Source organism: Arthrobacter sp. 05L421, from assembly GCF_056397785.1.
The window spans coordinates 27,017-41,562 of sequence record NZ_JBFTOC010000005.1 but is presented as its reverse complement, the minus strand read 5'-3'; the positions used below and the strand labels follow the sequence as shown (position 1 = coordinate 41,562).

The window sequence follows — 14,546 nt, the reverse complement described above, 5'->3', positions numbered from 1 at the left end:
ACAATACCGACGAGCCTCCGCGCGGCCTGAAGCGGCGTGTGACAGTTTTGTCAAACATGTGACAAGCTTAGGGGGTGGGAGTGTTTTGGTCCGGTGGCCGGTTCCTTGGGGGACCCAGCCACCGGACCGCTCCTTCCGAACCGCTCCTTCCGGACGGGCCGGGCCGGGCCGGGCTTCGCCCCCCCGAGTCTAGAAGTGCCCAGCTGCGTTGAGCTCTGCAAAGCCGAGCTCCGTCGGGCCGATCTTCCCCAAGCCTGCTGGGGGACATGTCCAGCTGTGCGGGCCAGCTGAGGGCATGCCCCGTGGCCAAGTGTGGAAGCCGAGGACATGTCCAGTTTTAGCGCCCGGAAATGCGCACAACGGGTGTATGTCCAACGGTGTGCGCCAGGGGAGGGCGTGCCCCGTGGCCAAGTGTGGAAGCCGAGGACAAGTCCGGTCTTCGCGCCGTTCTGGCCCAGACCGAGGGGACGTGTCCAGTCCCAGGCCTGGGCGCTGGACATATTCGGACTATGTCCAGTCTTCGGGTTCGGGGGAGGACATGTCCCCGGGCCGGGCCAGGTCGGTCGGCGGCGGCCGCGCCTCCCAGGCCGGCGGGCAATCCGCCCCTAGACAGGCGTTTCGCTGTCGGCAAACATGGAGCCAGCGTCCCTCATTGCAAAGTTGAGCGATGTAGACTCAACTTCGATATCAGGACCATTCCGAAAGGAGCCCTCTTTGGACGCCAAATTCACCACCAAGAGCCAGGAGGCTCTCGCCGCTGCCGCCATGAACGCCTCGACCGCGGGAAATCCGCAGCTTGAGCCCGCTCACCTGCTCAAGGCGCTCATGGACCAGCGGGAGGGTGTCGCCGTCGCACTGCTCCGAGCCGCCGGCGCAGACCCGGACGCGGTCAGCGTCCAGGCGAGCACCGCCATCAAGGCTCTGCCGTCGTCGTCCGGGAGCAGTGTGCAGCAGGCCCAGTTGTCCCGGGCCGGCCTGCAGGCGATCAAGAATGCCCAGAATGAGGCGGAGCGCCTCGGGGACAGCTTCGTCTCCACCGAACACCTGCTGCTGGGCCTGGCCGCCGGGAGCGACGGAGTCGGGAAGCTCCTGCGCGAGGCCGGCGCCTCCCATGAGGCGTTGCTGGCCGCCCTGCCGGGCGTTCGTGGCGACCGCAAAGTGGACAACGCCGACCCGGAAAACGCGTTCCAGGCGCTCGAGAAGTACGGCACGGACCTCACGGCGGTCGCCCGCTCCGGCAAGCTGGACCCGGTGATTGGCCGCGATGCAGAGATCCGGCGCATCATCCAGGTCCTGAGCCGGCGCACCAAGAACAACCCCGTCATTATCGGCGAGCCCGGCGTCGGCAAGACCGCCGTCGTCGAGGGCCTCGCCCAGCGGATCGTGGCCGGCGACGTGCCCGAAAGCCTGCGCGGCAAGACCCTGATCGCCCTGGACCTCGCCTCGATGGTGGCGGGGGCCAAGTACCGCGGCGAGTTCGAGGAGCGGCTCAAGGCCGTGCTGGAGGAGATCAAGAACTCCGAGGGCCAGATCGTCACGTTCATCGATGAACTCCACACAGTGGTGGGTGCCGGCGCCACCGGGGACAGCTCCATGGACGCCGGCAACATGCTCAAACCCATGCTGGCCCGTGGCGAGCTGCGGCTGATCGGCGCGACCACGCTGGACGAGTACCGCGAGAACATCGAAAAGGACCCCGCCCTGGAGCGCCGGTTCCAGCAGGTCTACGTGGGCGAACCAAGTGTGGAGGACACCATCGGCATCCTGCGCGGACTCAAGGAACGCTACGAGGCCCACCACAAGGTGTCCATCTCCGACTCCGCCCTCGTCGCGGCGGCGACCCTCTCCAACCGGTACATCTCCGGCCGGCAGCTGCCGGACAAGGCAATCGACCTCGTGGACGAGGCCGCGTCCCGGCTGCGCATGGAAATCGATTCCGCCCCGGAGGAGATCGACCAGCTCCGGCGCCAGGTGGACCGCCTGACCATGGAGGAACTGGCCCTGGCCGGCGAGACCGATCCCGCCTCGATGGAACGCCTTGCGGCACTGCGCGCGGACATGGCGGACAAGAAGGAGGAGCTCGCGGCCCTGAACGCCCGGTGGGAGGCCGAGAAAGCAGGCCTTAACCGGGTGGGCGACCTGCGGGCCAAGCTCGACGAGCTCCGCTCCGCGGCCGACAAAGCCCAGCGCGAAGGGGACCTAGAAACGGCGTCGCGGATCCTCTACGGCGAGATTCCCGCCCTGGAACGGGAACTGAACGCCGCTGCCGAGGCCGAGGCCGCCGTGCCCGACAAATCGAGGCAGATGGTGGCCGATGAGGTCACCGCGGATGACATCGCCGAGGTGATTTCGGCCTGGACTGGCATCCCCGCGGGGCGCATGCTGCAGGGCGAGAGCCAGAAACTGCTGAACATGGAGCACGTCCTGGGCGAGCGACTGATCGGCCAGAAGAAGGCCGTCGCCGCCGTCTCCGACGCCGTACGCCGTGCCCGCGCCGGGATCAGCGACCCCAACCGGCCCACCGGCTCGTTCCTGTTTCTCGGCCCTACCGGCGTCGGCAAGACCGAGCTCGCCAAGTCCCTCGCGGACTTCCTCTTCGACGACGAGCGCGCCATGGTGCGGATCGACATGTCCGAATATTCGGAGAAGCACTCCGTGGCCCGGCTCGTTGGGGCGCCTCCCGGGTATGTCGGCTACGAGGAGGGCGGCCAGCTCACCGAGGCCGTGCGGCGGCGCCCGTACTCGGTGCTGTTGCTGGACGAGGTGGAAAAGGCCCACCCGGAGGTCTTCGACATCCTCCTGCAGGTGCTCGACGACGGCCGGCTCACCGACGGTCAGGGCCGCACCGTGGACTTCCGCAATGTGATCCTGGTGCTCACCTCGAACCTGGGCAGCCAGTTCCTCGTGGACACCAACCTCGACGCCGTGGCCAAGAAGAACGCCGTCATGGCCATGGTGAACGCCTCCTTCAAGCCGGAGTTCCTGAACCGGCTCGATGAAGTGGTGCTGTTCGACCCCTTGAGCGTGGAGGAGCTGTCCGAGATCGTGGAACTGCAGGTCAAGGAGCTGGGCGAGCGGCTCAAGGGCCGCCGGCTGAACCTCGAGGTTACCGAGGGCGCCCGCGCCTGGCTGGCCGTTTCCGGCTTCGATCCCGCCTACGGCGCCCGGCCGCTGCGCCGTCTGGTGCAGCGCGAGATCGGCGACCGGCTGGCCAAGGCCATCCTGGCCGGCGAAATCACCGACGGCGACACCGTCCTGGTGGACACCGCGCCGGATTTGATGGAACTCACCATGGGCGGGCTGGAGGAGAGCTACGTGCCCGACGGCGGCGCGGGCACCGGCGCCGGACTCTCGGTCCGGCGCAAGGAGTAGGCGCCGAGGCCAAGAGTGCGCTAAAGCGCCACAAGCAGCCGGGCTGGTCCCGGCTGCTTGTGGGTTAAGATCGTGCGCCATGCCGGCACGCCAGATCCGTGCGCTACTGCAATGCGCTGAACCAGCGACTGAAGCCGGCTAGCGCTAGGGCAGCAGGGACTCCTTGATAACGTTTCCGGCGTCCGTCACGGCGTAGCAGTCGACTCGACGGTCGGCTCTCTCCCAGCTGCGCGAGCTTGGGTAGGCCAACTTGTAGCTCAGGTTGTACGCGCCGGCCTTGTCCGTCAGCGGAGCCGCCTTGCAGGCATCGCGCGCTCTCTGCTTGAGCGCGTCCCGGCCCGGGTAGGACTCGTTTTCGCCGTACTTCTCCACCGCGACCAGCTGGGCCGAGTGGCCGGTGGCGCAGTCCACCACGGTGGACTGCTGCGCATCCGGGTCGAAGTCCTTGAAGCAGTCCCGCAACTGGAAGTCCAGGGGGCTGACGCCTTCCAGGGGCAGGGTTCCGCGGCTGGCCGGGGCCGACGCCGACGAGGCCGCGGGGGTGGGGCTGCCGCCTTCGGCAGGGGCTTGGCTGCTGCCGGCGAATGCGGCCACAGCCCACCAGACCAGAAGCCCAAGCGCGACGATAAGGGCCGCGGCCACGCCCAGCCGCTTTGGCCCTTGCCTGCGGATCCGCCGGACCGCGGGGCGGAGCCGTCGGGCCAAGGGGCGGGCTCGGCGGGCCAGGGGGCGCGCTCGCTTCGAGAGTGCGCGCATGCTGCCAGCGAAGGTGCGGCCCGAGGGCTTCGCCGCTGCGGGCGCCGACGAACGATTCGTGGACCGCGCGGGTTCGGCTGTAAGAACGGGCAGGGCGGACGTCGGCGGCCTCGAAGGCGGCGGCGGGATGGACCCGGCGTCGTGCCTTGGATTCTCTTCAGTCACTGAGAAATTCACCACTTCCGTGCGTCTTCGCCGGGGCTGGAAGCCCGGCGTCGCGGCCCTTTTCTGGGCGCACATCACGAAACTCTATCGAAGATGCGCGGCACGGCGCATGTGCCGGTGGCCGCGGGCACCGTGGCGGGAGGCGCCACGGTGTCCACAGGGGGCAGGCCGGCGAGCAGTTGACGCCGAAAGCATGTAATCTAGGTGTACGACAAATTGACCAAACATTCCGGGGCCTCACCGATCGCCAAAGGTGACCACCTCCGGTCCAAGTACAAAAGGGGGTCACGCCATGGGGCGCGGCCGTCAAAAGGCAAAAGCTACCAAGCAGGCTCGGGACATCAAGTACTACTCCCCGAACACTGACTATTCGGCCCTTCAGCGCGAGCTCACGGGCCCGGGAAGTCGTGCCACGAGCCACTTCGCGGATGACCCGGTCGAGCCGGATTATTCAGCGTATGTGGATAAGTACGCGGACGATGTGGAAGACGACGACGACGAGGTTGATTCCCGTCGTATAGGTTAGTCGACGCTTCCCCGGCAGTTTTCTCCGGGGGATCCTTCCGGCACTGCGGTGCCTGCCAAAGATTTTCAGGCCGCCGGCCACCCCTGTTTTCAGGCGTGGCCGGCGGCCTTTCTTGTACCCGAGCGTTTCCAACCTTGCCTGCGCCGCAGCCCGGCAAGTGATCCGCTCGGCAATACCCGGAACGGAGCAAACCACACGCCCGGCGTCCGCGGGACCGGCTAACGCTGCTAGGGGACGGCACGTGCCTCGTTGGCGTTCAAGAGCCGACCGCCCGCCAGCGTGCCGAAGGCCTTCACGAAATGCGCGCCGGCAGGGAGCAAATCTGCCAGGATCGAGGCTGCTGATTCGCCCTCCGGCAGCGTCGTCGTGAAGCCGCTGTTACCGATCCCGGTAATTGCAGTAGTCACTTCGACCTCCAGATTCAGGTGGCAGAAAGCCTACGACCGGAGGAATCTGCATGTAAACGGCCTCAGATTATTGATTCGGGGATGACAGTTTTCCCGGTCTTGGCGGCTAACTCGCCCTCGAGTAACTGGCGGAGGGGCGCGTCACGCCGGTTGGCACGCAAGGCGCTGAGCAGCGCTGATACAGTCCTGCTTTGGAGTAGGTTTATCTCCGGCCCACATTGGATTATCCGGAGGACCCGCAGCCCATGGACTACAGAGTCGCCCGAGAGCAGGCGCAGGCCGCGGAAGAAAGCCTGCAGTTGCCTGAGCCGGTCTCAATGCGTTCCATCCAGGCGCATCTGGAAGCAGCCAGGGGACGCAGGATTGTCATCAAGCCCATGGACAACACCCCGACGGACAAGGTCTGCGGTCTGTGGTTCGGTCTGGACACAGTGGACCTCATCTTCCATGCCAAGACCGCCTCGGAGGTCTACCGACAGCAGATCGTTCTGCACGAGTTTGCCCACATGGTCCTCCGCCACGAGCAAGAGGACCTTTCGCACGACTACGCCAAAGCCTTCTTCCCGGACCTCGATCCGGAGCGCGTCGTCTCGGCGCTGAAGCGTACCGACTTGTTCGACGAGCTCGAGGTGACAGCTGAGCTCCTTGCGGACCGGCTTGCGTCCCGTATCCGCCGCTCCGGCCAGCGGCCTGACGCGCAGCCCGGCAACTTCGGGGCGGTCTTCGGATGATGCAGTTCCTCATGGCAGCGGCACTGTTCCTGTTGGCCGGGGCCCGCATTCCCGCCCTGCTTCGCAACAGGACCGACCTGGTGTTCTCCTGTGCCGTGTTCGGGGCCGTCGGCTCTTTGCTCATGTCCCCGGCTGTCTACGTTCCCGTCGACACGGCCTTGGGCGGGATGAACCTGGTCAAACTGGTCCTGAACTCCCTGATGATCATCTCTCTCTGGTATCTGCGCCTCGCTGCATACGCCGCTATCGCCCCGGAAGCCGGCGGTCGCCGGTCCTGGTGGACACGCACCCTGCCTCTGACGCTCACGCTGACCCTGCAAACCGCGTTCTTCCTTCTCACCGGACCCACCATCACGACCCCCGCCTGGGGCATCTATGAGGACCGCTTCCCGGCTCTCCTGTTCTCACTGATGCTCACCCTCTTTATCTGTTCGATGAGCGCGGAAATTGCCGTGATCTGCTTCCGCTACGTTCCGCGTATGAGCCGCTCATTCCGTGTCGGTTTCTCCATGCTGGGCGCAGGCTGCATCATGGGTTTCCTGGTGATGGCCGAGATGTGCCTCTCCCTGCTGGCCCGACACCTGACGTTTCTGGCCATACTGGTCAGGCCTGATTTCCCATACCATCAGCTGGAACTGGTCGCGACCGTCCTGGCCGGCGCCGGACTCACGATTCCGGCGGTTGCCGGCAGGGCTGCCCGCAGAAGCCTGCACCGCTGGAACACCGAAACCCTCGCACGCGTGGAGTCCATCTGGGCCAAAGCGCTGCGGAGCACTTCTCTTGACCGGACCCTTGAGGCCGACCCCCAGGCGCCGGTACAGGACAGGCTGCACCGGATGATTGTCGAAATCTGGGACGCTGACCTCGCCGCCGACACTTCGGCGACCTTCCTGACCGCGGAGGAGCGCAGCTACCTGCTCTCCGTCGAAGCAAAACTCCATATCTCCCCTGCCCGGGCATAACCTGCGGCAGCTACAGAAGGCTCGCCATCCCCGCCACAGCGAGGACCCTGGCGACGACAGGAGATGAAAGCCCGGCTGATGAAGCGCGATCCTACGACACCGGCATCGTCATCTACGAGATCATCGCCAGCGGCTTCGAGCACGAACGAAGCCATGCCATGATCGAACTGCTCCGAACCGCCCGTCGTTTCCCTTGGTGCGCCATGGTTTCGCCGGCGCAGTTGTCACCGGCGGGGCCCCGGGCTAGGTTGTTGGTGCCGGATTTTCCCGGATGCGACCCAGATGCCCGGAAGGACTGCCATGACCATGCGCACAGGATTCGCTGAGGGTGAGCTCTGCTGGACGGACCTCCAGACCAGCGATGTGGAGGCAGCCAAGGCCTTCTACGCGGAGGTTTTCGGCTGGCGGTACGAGGACCTGCCCACCCCGGACGGGCGGAGTTACGCCAAAGCCTTCCTCGGCGATGCCTTGGTCACGGTGCTCGCGCCGCAGAACGCCGAGCAGGAAGCCGCGGGCGAACCGGGCCGGTGGAACGTATATTTCGCGGTCGAGGACGCCGGGGATCTGGCTGGCGAACTGGCCCATTCCCCGGGAAACCTTGAATTCGGCCCCGAGGCGATCGGAGACACCGGCGTCATGGTCTTCTTCGCCCCGCCCGGCGGCGGAACCACAGGGGCCTGGCAGGCGGGCAGCCATTTCGGAGCCGGCCGGAGCCAGGAACCGGGTACTTTGGCCTGGGCCGAGCTGCTGACGCCGGAGCCGCAGGCCGCCGTCGGCTTCTTCCAGCAGCTCTTCGGGCACGAGGTGACGGAATACCCCCAGGACGACGGCGGCACGTACACCACGCTCATGGTGGGCGGCACCGAGGTGGCCGGCATCGCCCGGGTTCCCGGCGACGCGCAGGGCACCCTCGAGCCGGGATGGCAGGTCTATTTCGGCGTCTCCGATGTCGCGAAGGCGGTGCAGGCAGCGGTGGCCGCGGGCGGTGTCGTACTGATCGAACCGGACGAGGTCGAGGAAGCCGGCACGATCGCCACGCTCAAGGACCCGCAGGGCGGCGTCTTCAGCCTGCTGGAGGTCTAGGCCTTAACCATCGAGTGCTCCACAACTGCCGTTTTCAGGTCTCAAAACGGCAGTTATGGAGCACTCGATGGGGGTTAGGAACCCTTAGGCGTAGGCGTTGACCAGCCGGACGGCGCCGCCGTCGACGCCCTTCGCGCCCTGGACGTAGTCCGGACCCGTCTTGATGACCGAGTCGGAGTTCTCGTTGACGGTGCCCATGATCCAGGACGGCAGGCCGCGGTCGTTGAGCCGGTTGACGGCGGCGTCGGCCGCTTCCGGCGAAACGATGGCGACCATGCCCACGCCCAGGTTCAGGGTGCGCTCCAGATCGGCCAGCGGGACGTTGCCGAGCTCGGCCACCAGCTTGAAGATAGCCGGGAGTTCCCAGGTGGAGCGGTCCACGGTGGCCAGCAGGCCCTGCGGGAGGACCCGGGCGAGGTTGGCCGCGAGGCCGCCGCCGGTCACGTGGCTGAAGCCGTGCACCGCCCTGCCGGCTGCTGAGCCGTTGACCGGGAAAGTGCGGGCCAGGTCCAGGCAGTCAGCGGCGTAGACCCGGGTGGGCTCGAGGAGCTCCTCGCCCAGGGTGCGGCCGAGTTCGGAGACCTGGCGGTCCAGGGCCCAGCCGGCGTGGTTGATGACGCGGCGGACCAGCGAGTAGCCGTTGGAGTGCAGGCCGGAGGAGGCCATGCCGATCACCACGTCGCCGGCGCGGACACGGTCCGGGCCGAGCAGCGCGTCGGCCTCGACAACACCGGTGGCGGCGCCGGCGACGTCGTACTCATGCTCGCCGAGGAGGCCCGGGTGCTCGGCGGTTTCGCCGCCCACCAAGGCGGTGCCGGCGACCGAGCAGGCGGCCGCGATGCCGCGGACAATGTCGGCGATCCGCTCCGGGACCACCTTGCCGCAGGCGATGTAGTCGGTCATGTAGAGCGGCTCGGCGCCCACGACGACGATGTCGTCCACAACCATGCCGACGAGGTCGAAGCCGATGGTGTCGTGGATGTCCATGGCCTGGGCGATTGCCACCTTGGTGCCGACGCCGTCGGTGGAGGTGGCCAGCAACGGGCGCTTGTAGGTGAGCAGCCGGGAGACGTCATAGAGGCCGGCGAACCCGCCGACGCCGCCGATCACCGAGGCGTTGTGGGTTGCCTTGACGGCGCCCTTCATGAGTTCGACGGCGCGGTCTCCCGCTTCGACGTCGACGCCTGCGGAGGCGTAGGTGATGCCGGTGTTCTGGGCGGCGTTCATGTCAGCGGCCGGGGAGGCGGAAGTCATACTGGCTCTTTCTTGTCGGCTGTGGTGACGCGGTCGGCATCGGTGAGCAGTTCTTCGAATTCGGAGTCCGGCCCTGGATCGCACCCGGTGGCACCGGCCTTCTCGGCGGGATCGTCCGAGATCGCGGTGCCCGGTTCGGCGTCGGACTCCGATGCCGCAGCCGCGGACGCCGTGCCGGCGGAGGCCGGAGCGGGGGTTGACGGCAGCCCGCCGAGGTCCGTGCGCTCGAGCAGGTTCTTGCCGAGCTTGTCCGCGCCGGGCAGCTCGATCGGGTACTTGCCGGTGAAGCAGGCGGTGCAAAGACGCTCACGCGGCTGCCGGGTGGCGTCGATCATGCCGTCTTCGGAAATGTAGGCGAGCGAGTCGGCGCCGATTGCCTGGGTGATTTCATCGATGGTGGCGCCGTTGGCGATCAGTTCCGCGCGGGAGGCGAAGTCGATGCCGTAGAAGCAGGGCCACTTGACCGGCGGGGAGGAAATCTTGATGTGGACGCTTGCGGCGCCGGCTTCCCGGAGCATCCGCACGATGGCGCGCTGGGTGTTGCCGCGGACGATCGAGTCATCCACCACCACAACACGCTTGCCGCGGATCACGGATTCGAGGGCGTTGAGCTTGAGCCGGATGCCGAGCTGGCGCAGCGTCTGCGAGGGCTGGATGAACGTGCGGCCCACGTAGGAGTTCTTGACGAAGCCGTGCGCGAAGGGGATGCCGGATTCCTCGGCGTAGCCCACGGCCGCGGGGGTGCCCGATTCCGGCACCGGGATGACGATGTCCGCGTCCTGGGTGTTTTCGCGGGCCAGCTGGCGGCCCATTTCCACGCGGGATTCGTAGACCGAGCGCCCCGCGATGGAGGCGTCCGGGCGGGCGAGGTAAACGTATTCGAAGACGCAGCCGGCCGGCGTCGCCTCGGCGAAGCGCTGCGAGCGGACGCCGTCCTCGTCGATCGCGATGAACTCGCCGGGTTCGATTTCGCGGATGAAGCTGGCGCCGACGGTGGCGAGGGCGGACTGCTCCGAAGCCACCACCCAGCCGCGTTCCAGCCGGCCCAGGCAGAGCGGGCGGATGCCGTAGGTGTCCCGGGCCGCGTAGAGGGTGCCCTCATCCATGAAGACGAAGCAGAAGCCGCCCTTGATCTTGGGCAGCAGCTCCATGGCGGTCTGCTCAAGGGACTTGCCCTCTTCGCCCTCCAGGAGTGCGGTGACCAGGGCCGTGTCCGAGGTGTTGCCCTGTTTCATCTCGCCGCTGAGGTTTCCGCCGTTGCGGTCCTCGATCATTGCCTTGAGCTCGGCCGTGTTGGTCAGGTTGCCGTTGTGGGCGAGGGCCACGGTACCCGTGGTGGTCGCGCCCAAGGTGGGCTGGGCGTTGGCCCAGTGGCTCGCACCCGTAGTGGAATAGCGGCAGTGGCCGACGGCCAGGTGCCCGGTCAGGGTGTTCAGGGTCGTCTCGTCGAAGACCTGGGAAACGAGGCCCATGTCCTTGTAGACGTTAATCCGCTTGCCGTCGCTGGTTGCAATTCCAGCCGACTCCTGGCCGCGGTGCTGCAGTGCATACAGCCCGTAGTAGGTGAGTTTTGCTACTTCTTCACCGGGTGCCCAGACCCCGAAGACGCCGCATGCGTCCTGAGGGCCTTTTTCGCCAGGGAGAAGATCATGAGAAAGTTTTCCATCGCCGCGTGCCACTGGTCGATTATCTCACGATGTGCGCTAAGACTTGTCCGGCGGCCGGTTTATGACCTGCCGCCGCCGCAGGGGGCGGGGTTGAGGCGCGGTTCAGGCGCGGTCGTCGTCGGCGTCCGGTGCGGACTCGACGACGGCGCGCTCGGCGCGGCGGACGCTCATGCGGTCCAGGACCAGCGCGACCAAGGCACCCAGGATGACGCCGCCGGCCGCGCAAAGGACCATGAAGAAGCCGAACACCGAGCTGGCGTCATAGCCCTCGTCGCCGGGAAGGGCGTAGGCGATGAGGGCCGCGACGGCCACGCCCACCAGTCCGCCCAGGATCAGGAAGGGCACATATTTCGGTGCCCGGCGAACGGTCACCTCGCGGCGCTCCGGAACACTGCCGGAAACTTTGCCCGGAACGTTGCCCGGGGCAGGCTCCCGGTGGGGGTCGTTGCCTGCTGTGCCGGGGGTTTCGTGGGAAGACATGCCATTAAGCCTACTGCCCTTGGACTCATTGCCGAGGCCCGGTTCCCGGAGCAGACTAGGGCTACGTACAGACGAGCTAAGGAACCGCCATGTTAGCCTCAGCCGCCCGCATTCGCGACGAGCAGCGCATGATCTGGGATGAGTTCTCGGCGGGCTGGCACAAGTGGGACGCTGAACTGGTCGGCTGGCAGGCGCCGTTCGGGGACGCACTCCTCAAACAGCTGCCGCTGCGCCCCGACTCCCGGGTGCTGGATGTCGCGGCGGGCTCGGGGGAACCCGGTCTCAGGGTGGCCGAGAGAGTGCCGGAGGGCAGCGTGGTCCTGGCCGATATCTCGGCGGGGATGCTCCGCGTGGCCGAGGAGAAGGCATCGGCCCGGGGCCTGACCAACGTGGACTTTGAGGTGTGCGACGCTGCCGCTATGCCCTTCGCGGACAGCACGTTCGACGCCGTGTACTGCAGCTTCGGCCTGATGTTTTTTCCGGTGATGTCCGCGGCCATGGCGGAGATGGCACGCACCGCCAAGCCGGGTGCCCGCGTTGGCGTCGTCGTCTGGGGGCGCGCTGCGGCCAACCCCTGGGCCAGCCTGATCCTGGGCACGATCGCCCGGCACCGGGAACTGCCCATTCCGCCGGCGGGCACTCCCGGGCTGTTCCGCTGCGCACCAACCGGTTTCATGACCCGGATGTTCAAGGACGCCGGGCTGGCAGAGGTGACCGAGCGCCAGGTCAGCACCGATCAGGTGCACGACTCTCCCGAGAGCTACTGGGAGTTCATGACTGACATCGCGACCACAGTGGCGATGGGCCTGGCCAAGGCGGACGAGGCGTCGCGGGACCTGATCCGCCAGGACGTGTTCGCGCTGCTGGGCCGCTATGAGCACGACGACGCGATCCGGCTCCGGTCCACCGCTACGGTGGTGGCGGGGACCAAGGTGTAGCTCAGGCGGGCGACGCCGGTCCGGACGCGTCCGCGATGATCGCACGCACGCTGTTATTGCGTTTGTCGTGGGTCAGTTCCACGAGGCCCAAGGCTTCGAGCAGGGGCGGCAGGTACATCCCGAACCGTCCCCGGTAGCCTTTGCGCAACCCGTACCACCCGCCCACGGGGTTTTCCGGGTCGCGGCCCCAGGCTTCCACTGACCCCTCCGCTGCCGGCTTGTTTTCGTCGGCGGCGCCCAGCGGAACCCAGTCCACCTTCTCCATCAGCCACAGGTGCAGGTCATCCAGCGCCCGGAGGTGGTATTTGAGGGTGGTGGAACCGACCTGGCACACCAGCGCCGGGGGATCGGACTCCTCGTCGCGGTACATCGAATACTCCGAAGTGCCCGGGGCCGTCTTGAGCTGCCAGGGATCCTGCTTGGTGCCGTTCGCCACGCTGTACCGCCTTCTGTCCGGCCGGATGCCCGGCGCCGATGGACCGAGCCTACCGAGCCATCCGGCGCGCGGCGAGGCCGGCGGCGGGGAGAGAGCCGTGCCCTGTTAGGCGCCCAGCGCTTCCTTCAGCGCCGCCACGTGGCCCTGGGCCTTGACCTGGTACTGCGCCAGCTTCACCTTGCCCTCGGGGTCCAGGACCACGGTGGAGCGGACGATGCCCTCCGTGACCTCGCCCTGGACCAGCTTCTCGCCCCAGGCGCCGTAGGCCAGGGCGACGGCGTGGTCCTCGTCGGCAAGGAGCGGGAAGGTCAGTGCGAAATCGCCGGTGAAGTGGGCCAGGGCTTCGGGGGCGTCGGGGGAGATGCCCAGGACTTCGTAGCCTGAGCCCTGCAGGGACGCGAGGTTGTCGCGGAAGTCGCAGGCCTCGGTGGTGCAGCCCGGGGTGGCGGCCTGCGGGTAGAAGTACACAATGACGTTCTTTCCGCGGTAATCGGCGAGGGCAACCGGCTTGCCTTCGGCGTCCGGCAGCGTGAAATCCGGGGCCGGTGTGCCGGGCTGAAGCTTGACGGTCATGTTTGCGCTCATGGTGATCCTTCGGGAGTGGACAACGGGTCTGTGATGCACAACATCGTGGCCCGGGGCTGTATTCCGGTGCCGTATACCGCCGCCTGAGACTATCAAGGACCCGGCCGGCATGCCTGCCAGGCTCCGGCCCTGACAGCTCATTCATAGGTGCCGCATAGCTGCCGTGCTTAACTTGGAGCCATTATGGAACAGCAAACTCCACGACAGCCACGTTTCGGATCCCGGCGCACGGCCACGGGACGGCAGCCAACGCCTGCCCGGTTCCGGGCCCGGATTCAGGTGGTCTGTGCCGCGGTGCTGGCCCTCGTACTGGCCCTAGGCATCTATTCCTTCGCGGACCGCTCGACGGCGGCAGATCTCACGACGACGTCTGCCGCGACGACTGGGGAGGCCAGTGCCTCGCCCTCATCCAGCCCCGAGGCGGCCGCCCCGGCTGCCCGAAAAGTCGACGCGGCACTGGGCGCGCGCATCCAGGCGATTCTCGATGCCAACAGCCAATACCAGATCGGCGTGGCGGTGGTCGACCTCTCCCAGGACGCCGGCTCCGCGGACGTCAACGAATATGGGGTCCGGGATAAGTTCGTGGCCGCGAGCACCGCCAAAGTCCTGGCCGCGGCGGCCTACTACCACCTGGTAGAAACCGGAGCGGCCACCCTCGATGACCCCTTAGGCAGCTACACCGCCGGATTCCAGCTCCGGGAGATGATCCAGCAGAGTGACAACGACTCGTGGTCGCTGATCATGAATGCCGTGGGCCACGAGGAACTGACGGAGTACGCGGCCTCGCTGGGCGTGAGCTATGACCCGACAACCAACACGCTGACCCCAGCGGAAATGGCGACGATCGTCTCCCGCCTCTACTCCGGGACGCTGCTGAATGCCGGGAACACCGCCCAGCTGCTGTCCTATATGCAGGACACCAACTACGAAACGCTCATTCCCGCAGCAGTGCCGGCAGGGATCACGGTCTTCCACAAGTACGGGCTCCTGGGCGGTGAACTGCACGACGCCGCCATCCTCACGCAAGGCGACGCCGCCTACGCCCTGGTCATCTACACCAAGGGCCAGGGCCTGAGCGACGATCCGGAACGCACCGAGGTGATTCATCAGGTGACGCAGGCGGTGGCGGGCGTCCTCTTTTAGCGAGTTCTAGCGAGGCGTTTCCGGATAACCGCGGCGGAATC

General features: G+C 66.9%; 14 protein-coding genes. 7 read left to right on the top strand and 7 right to left on the bottom strand.

What is annotated here, in order from left to right:
• Window positions 1–714 precede the first annotated feature (714 nt).
• Window positions 715–3,372 (top strand): ATP-dependent chaperone ClpB, encoded by a 2,658-nt coding sequence (gene clpB / locus AC1DKQ_RS08270; protein ID WP_476885405.1) that lies wholly within the window; start codon window positions 715–717, stop codon window positions 3,370–3,372.
• Between the two features lie 144 nt (window positions 3,373–3,516).
• Here clpB and AC1DKQ_RS08265 read toward each other — a convergent pair whose 3' ends face one another.
• The gene (locus AC1DKQ_RS08265; RefSeq protein ID WP_476885404.1) at window positions 3,517–4,014 is read right to left on the bottom strand and encodes a septum formation family protein; all 498 of its coding nucleotides are present in this window, start codon (window positions 4,012–4,014) and stop codon (window positions 3,517–3,519) included.
• 571 nt (window positions 4,015–4,585) lie between these two features.
• Between AC1DKQ_RS08265 and AC1DKQ_RS08260 the strand changes: the two genes are divergently transcribed.
• Entirely contained in the window at window positions 4,586–4,819 is a 234-nt protein-coding gene (locus tag AC1DKQ_RS08260; protein WP_018774150.1) for a DUF3073 domain-containing protein, read from the top strand.
• Window positions 4,820–5,046: 227 nt separating this feature from the next.
• Here the strand turns inward: AC1DKQ_RS08260 and AC1DKQ_RS08255 are convergent, their stop codons facing one another.
• Window positions 5,047–5,226 (bottom strand): hypothetical protein, encoded by a 180-nt coding sequence (locus tag AC1DKQ_RS08255; RefSeq protein WP_476885403.1) that lies wholly within the window; start codon window positions 5,224–5,226, stop codon window positions 5,047–5,049.
• A 245-nt stretch (window positions 5,227–5,471) separates the two neighbouring features.
• Between AC1DKQ_RS08255 and AC1DKQ_RS08250 the strand changes: the two genes are divergently transcribed.
• The 3 genes from AC1DKQ_RS08250 to AC1DKQ_RS08240 all read left to right on the top strand — a co-directional run bounded on the left by AC1DKQ_RS08250 (window position 5,472) and on the right by AC1DKQ_RS08240 (window position 8,002).
• A complete protein-coding gene (locus AC1DKQ_RS08250) occupies window positions 5,472–5,957 on the top strand; it encodes a hypothetical protein (RefSeq protein ID WP_476885402.1) in 486 nt (161 codons plus the stop codon).
• 11 nt (window positions 5,958–5,968) lie between these two features.
• The gene (locus AC1DKQ_RS08245) at window positions 5,969–6,919 is read left to right on the top strand and encodes a hypothetical protein (RefSeq protein ID WP_476885401.1); all 951 of its coding nucleotides are present in this window, start codon (window positions 5,969–5,971) and stop codon (window positions 6,917–6,919) included.
• Window positions 6,920–7,219: 300 nt separating this feature from the next.
• Complete coding sequence (locus AC1DKQ_RS08240) at window positions 7,220–8,002, top strand: VOC family protein (RefSeq protein ID WP_476918679.1); 783 nt, start codon at window positions 7,220–7,222, stop codon at window positions 8,000–8,002.
• A gap of 84 nt (window positions 8,003–8,086) precedes the next feature.
• Here the strand turns inward: AC1DKQ_RS08240 and purM are convergent, their stop codons facing one another.
• The 3 genes from purM to AC1DKQ_RS08225 form a co-directional block, all read right to left on the bottom strand.
• The gene (gene purM / locus AC1DKQ_RS08235; RefSeq protein ID WP_476885399.1) at window positions 8,087–9,256 is read right to left on the bottom strand and encodes a phosphoribosylformylglycinamidine cyclo-ligase; all 1,170 of its coding nucleotides are present in this window, start codon (window positions 9,254–9,256) and stop codon (window positions 8,087–8,089) included.
• Window positions 9,253–10,935, bottom strand: a complete 1,683-nt coding sequence (purF, locus tag AC1DKQ_RS08230) for an amidophosphoribosyltransferase (RefSeq protein ID WP_476918678.1) — start codon at window positions 10,933–10,935, stop codon at window positions 9,253–9,255. Before purF ends, purM begins: the two co-directional genes overlap by 4 nt.
• Before the next feature lie 90 nt (window positions 10,936–11,025).
• Entirely contained in the window at window positions 11,026–11,403 is a 378-nt protein-coding gene (locus AC1DKQ_RS08225; protein WP_476918677.1) for a hypothetical protein, read from the bottom strand.
• Window positions 11,404–11,492: 89 nt separating this feature from the next.
• Between AC1DKQ_RS08225 and AC1DKQ_RS08220 the strand changes: the two genes are divergently transcribed.
• Window positions 11,493–12,341, top strand: coding sequence for a class I SAM-dependent methyltransferase (locus tag AC1DKQ_RS08220; protein WP_476918676.1), 849 nt, complete (start codon window positions 11,493–11,495; stop codon window positions 12,339–12,341).
• 1 nt (window position 12,342) lies between these two features.
• Here the strand turns inward: AC1DKQ_RS08220 and AC1DKQ_RS08215 are convergent, their stop codons facing one another.
• Window positions 12,343–12,777 carry a DUF6855 family protein gene (locus tag AC1DKQ_RS08215; protein ID WP_377985765.1) on the bottom strand — a complete coding sequence of 145 codons (435 nt, stop codon included), beginning with the start codon at window positions 12,775–12,777 and terminating at the stop codon, window positions 12,343–12,345.
• Between the two features lie 105 nt (window positions 12,778–12,882).
• Complete coding sequence (gene bcp, locus AC1DKQ_RS08210; protein ID WP_476918675.1) at window positions 12,883–13,362, bottom strand: thioredoxin-dependent thiol peroxidase; 480 nt, start codon at window positions 13,360–13,362, stop codon at window positions 12,883–12,885.
• A 183-nt stretch (window positions 13,363–13,545) separates the two neighbouring features.
• On the opposite strand from bcp, the gene AC1DKQ_RS08205 reads away from it, so the two are divergent.
• Complete coding sequence (locus tag AC1DKQ_RS08205) at window positions 13,546–14,505, top strand: serine hydrolase (protein ID WP_476918674.1); 960 nt, start codon at window positions 13,546–13,548, stop codon at window positions 14,503–14,505.
• Window positions 14,506–14,546 lie beyond the last annotated feature (41 nt).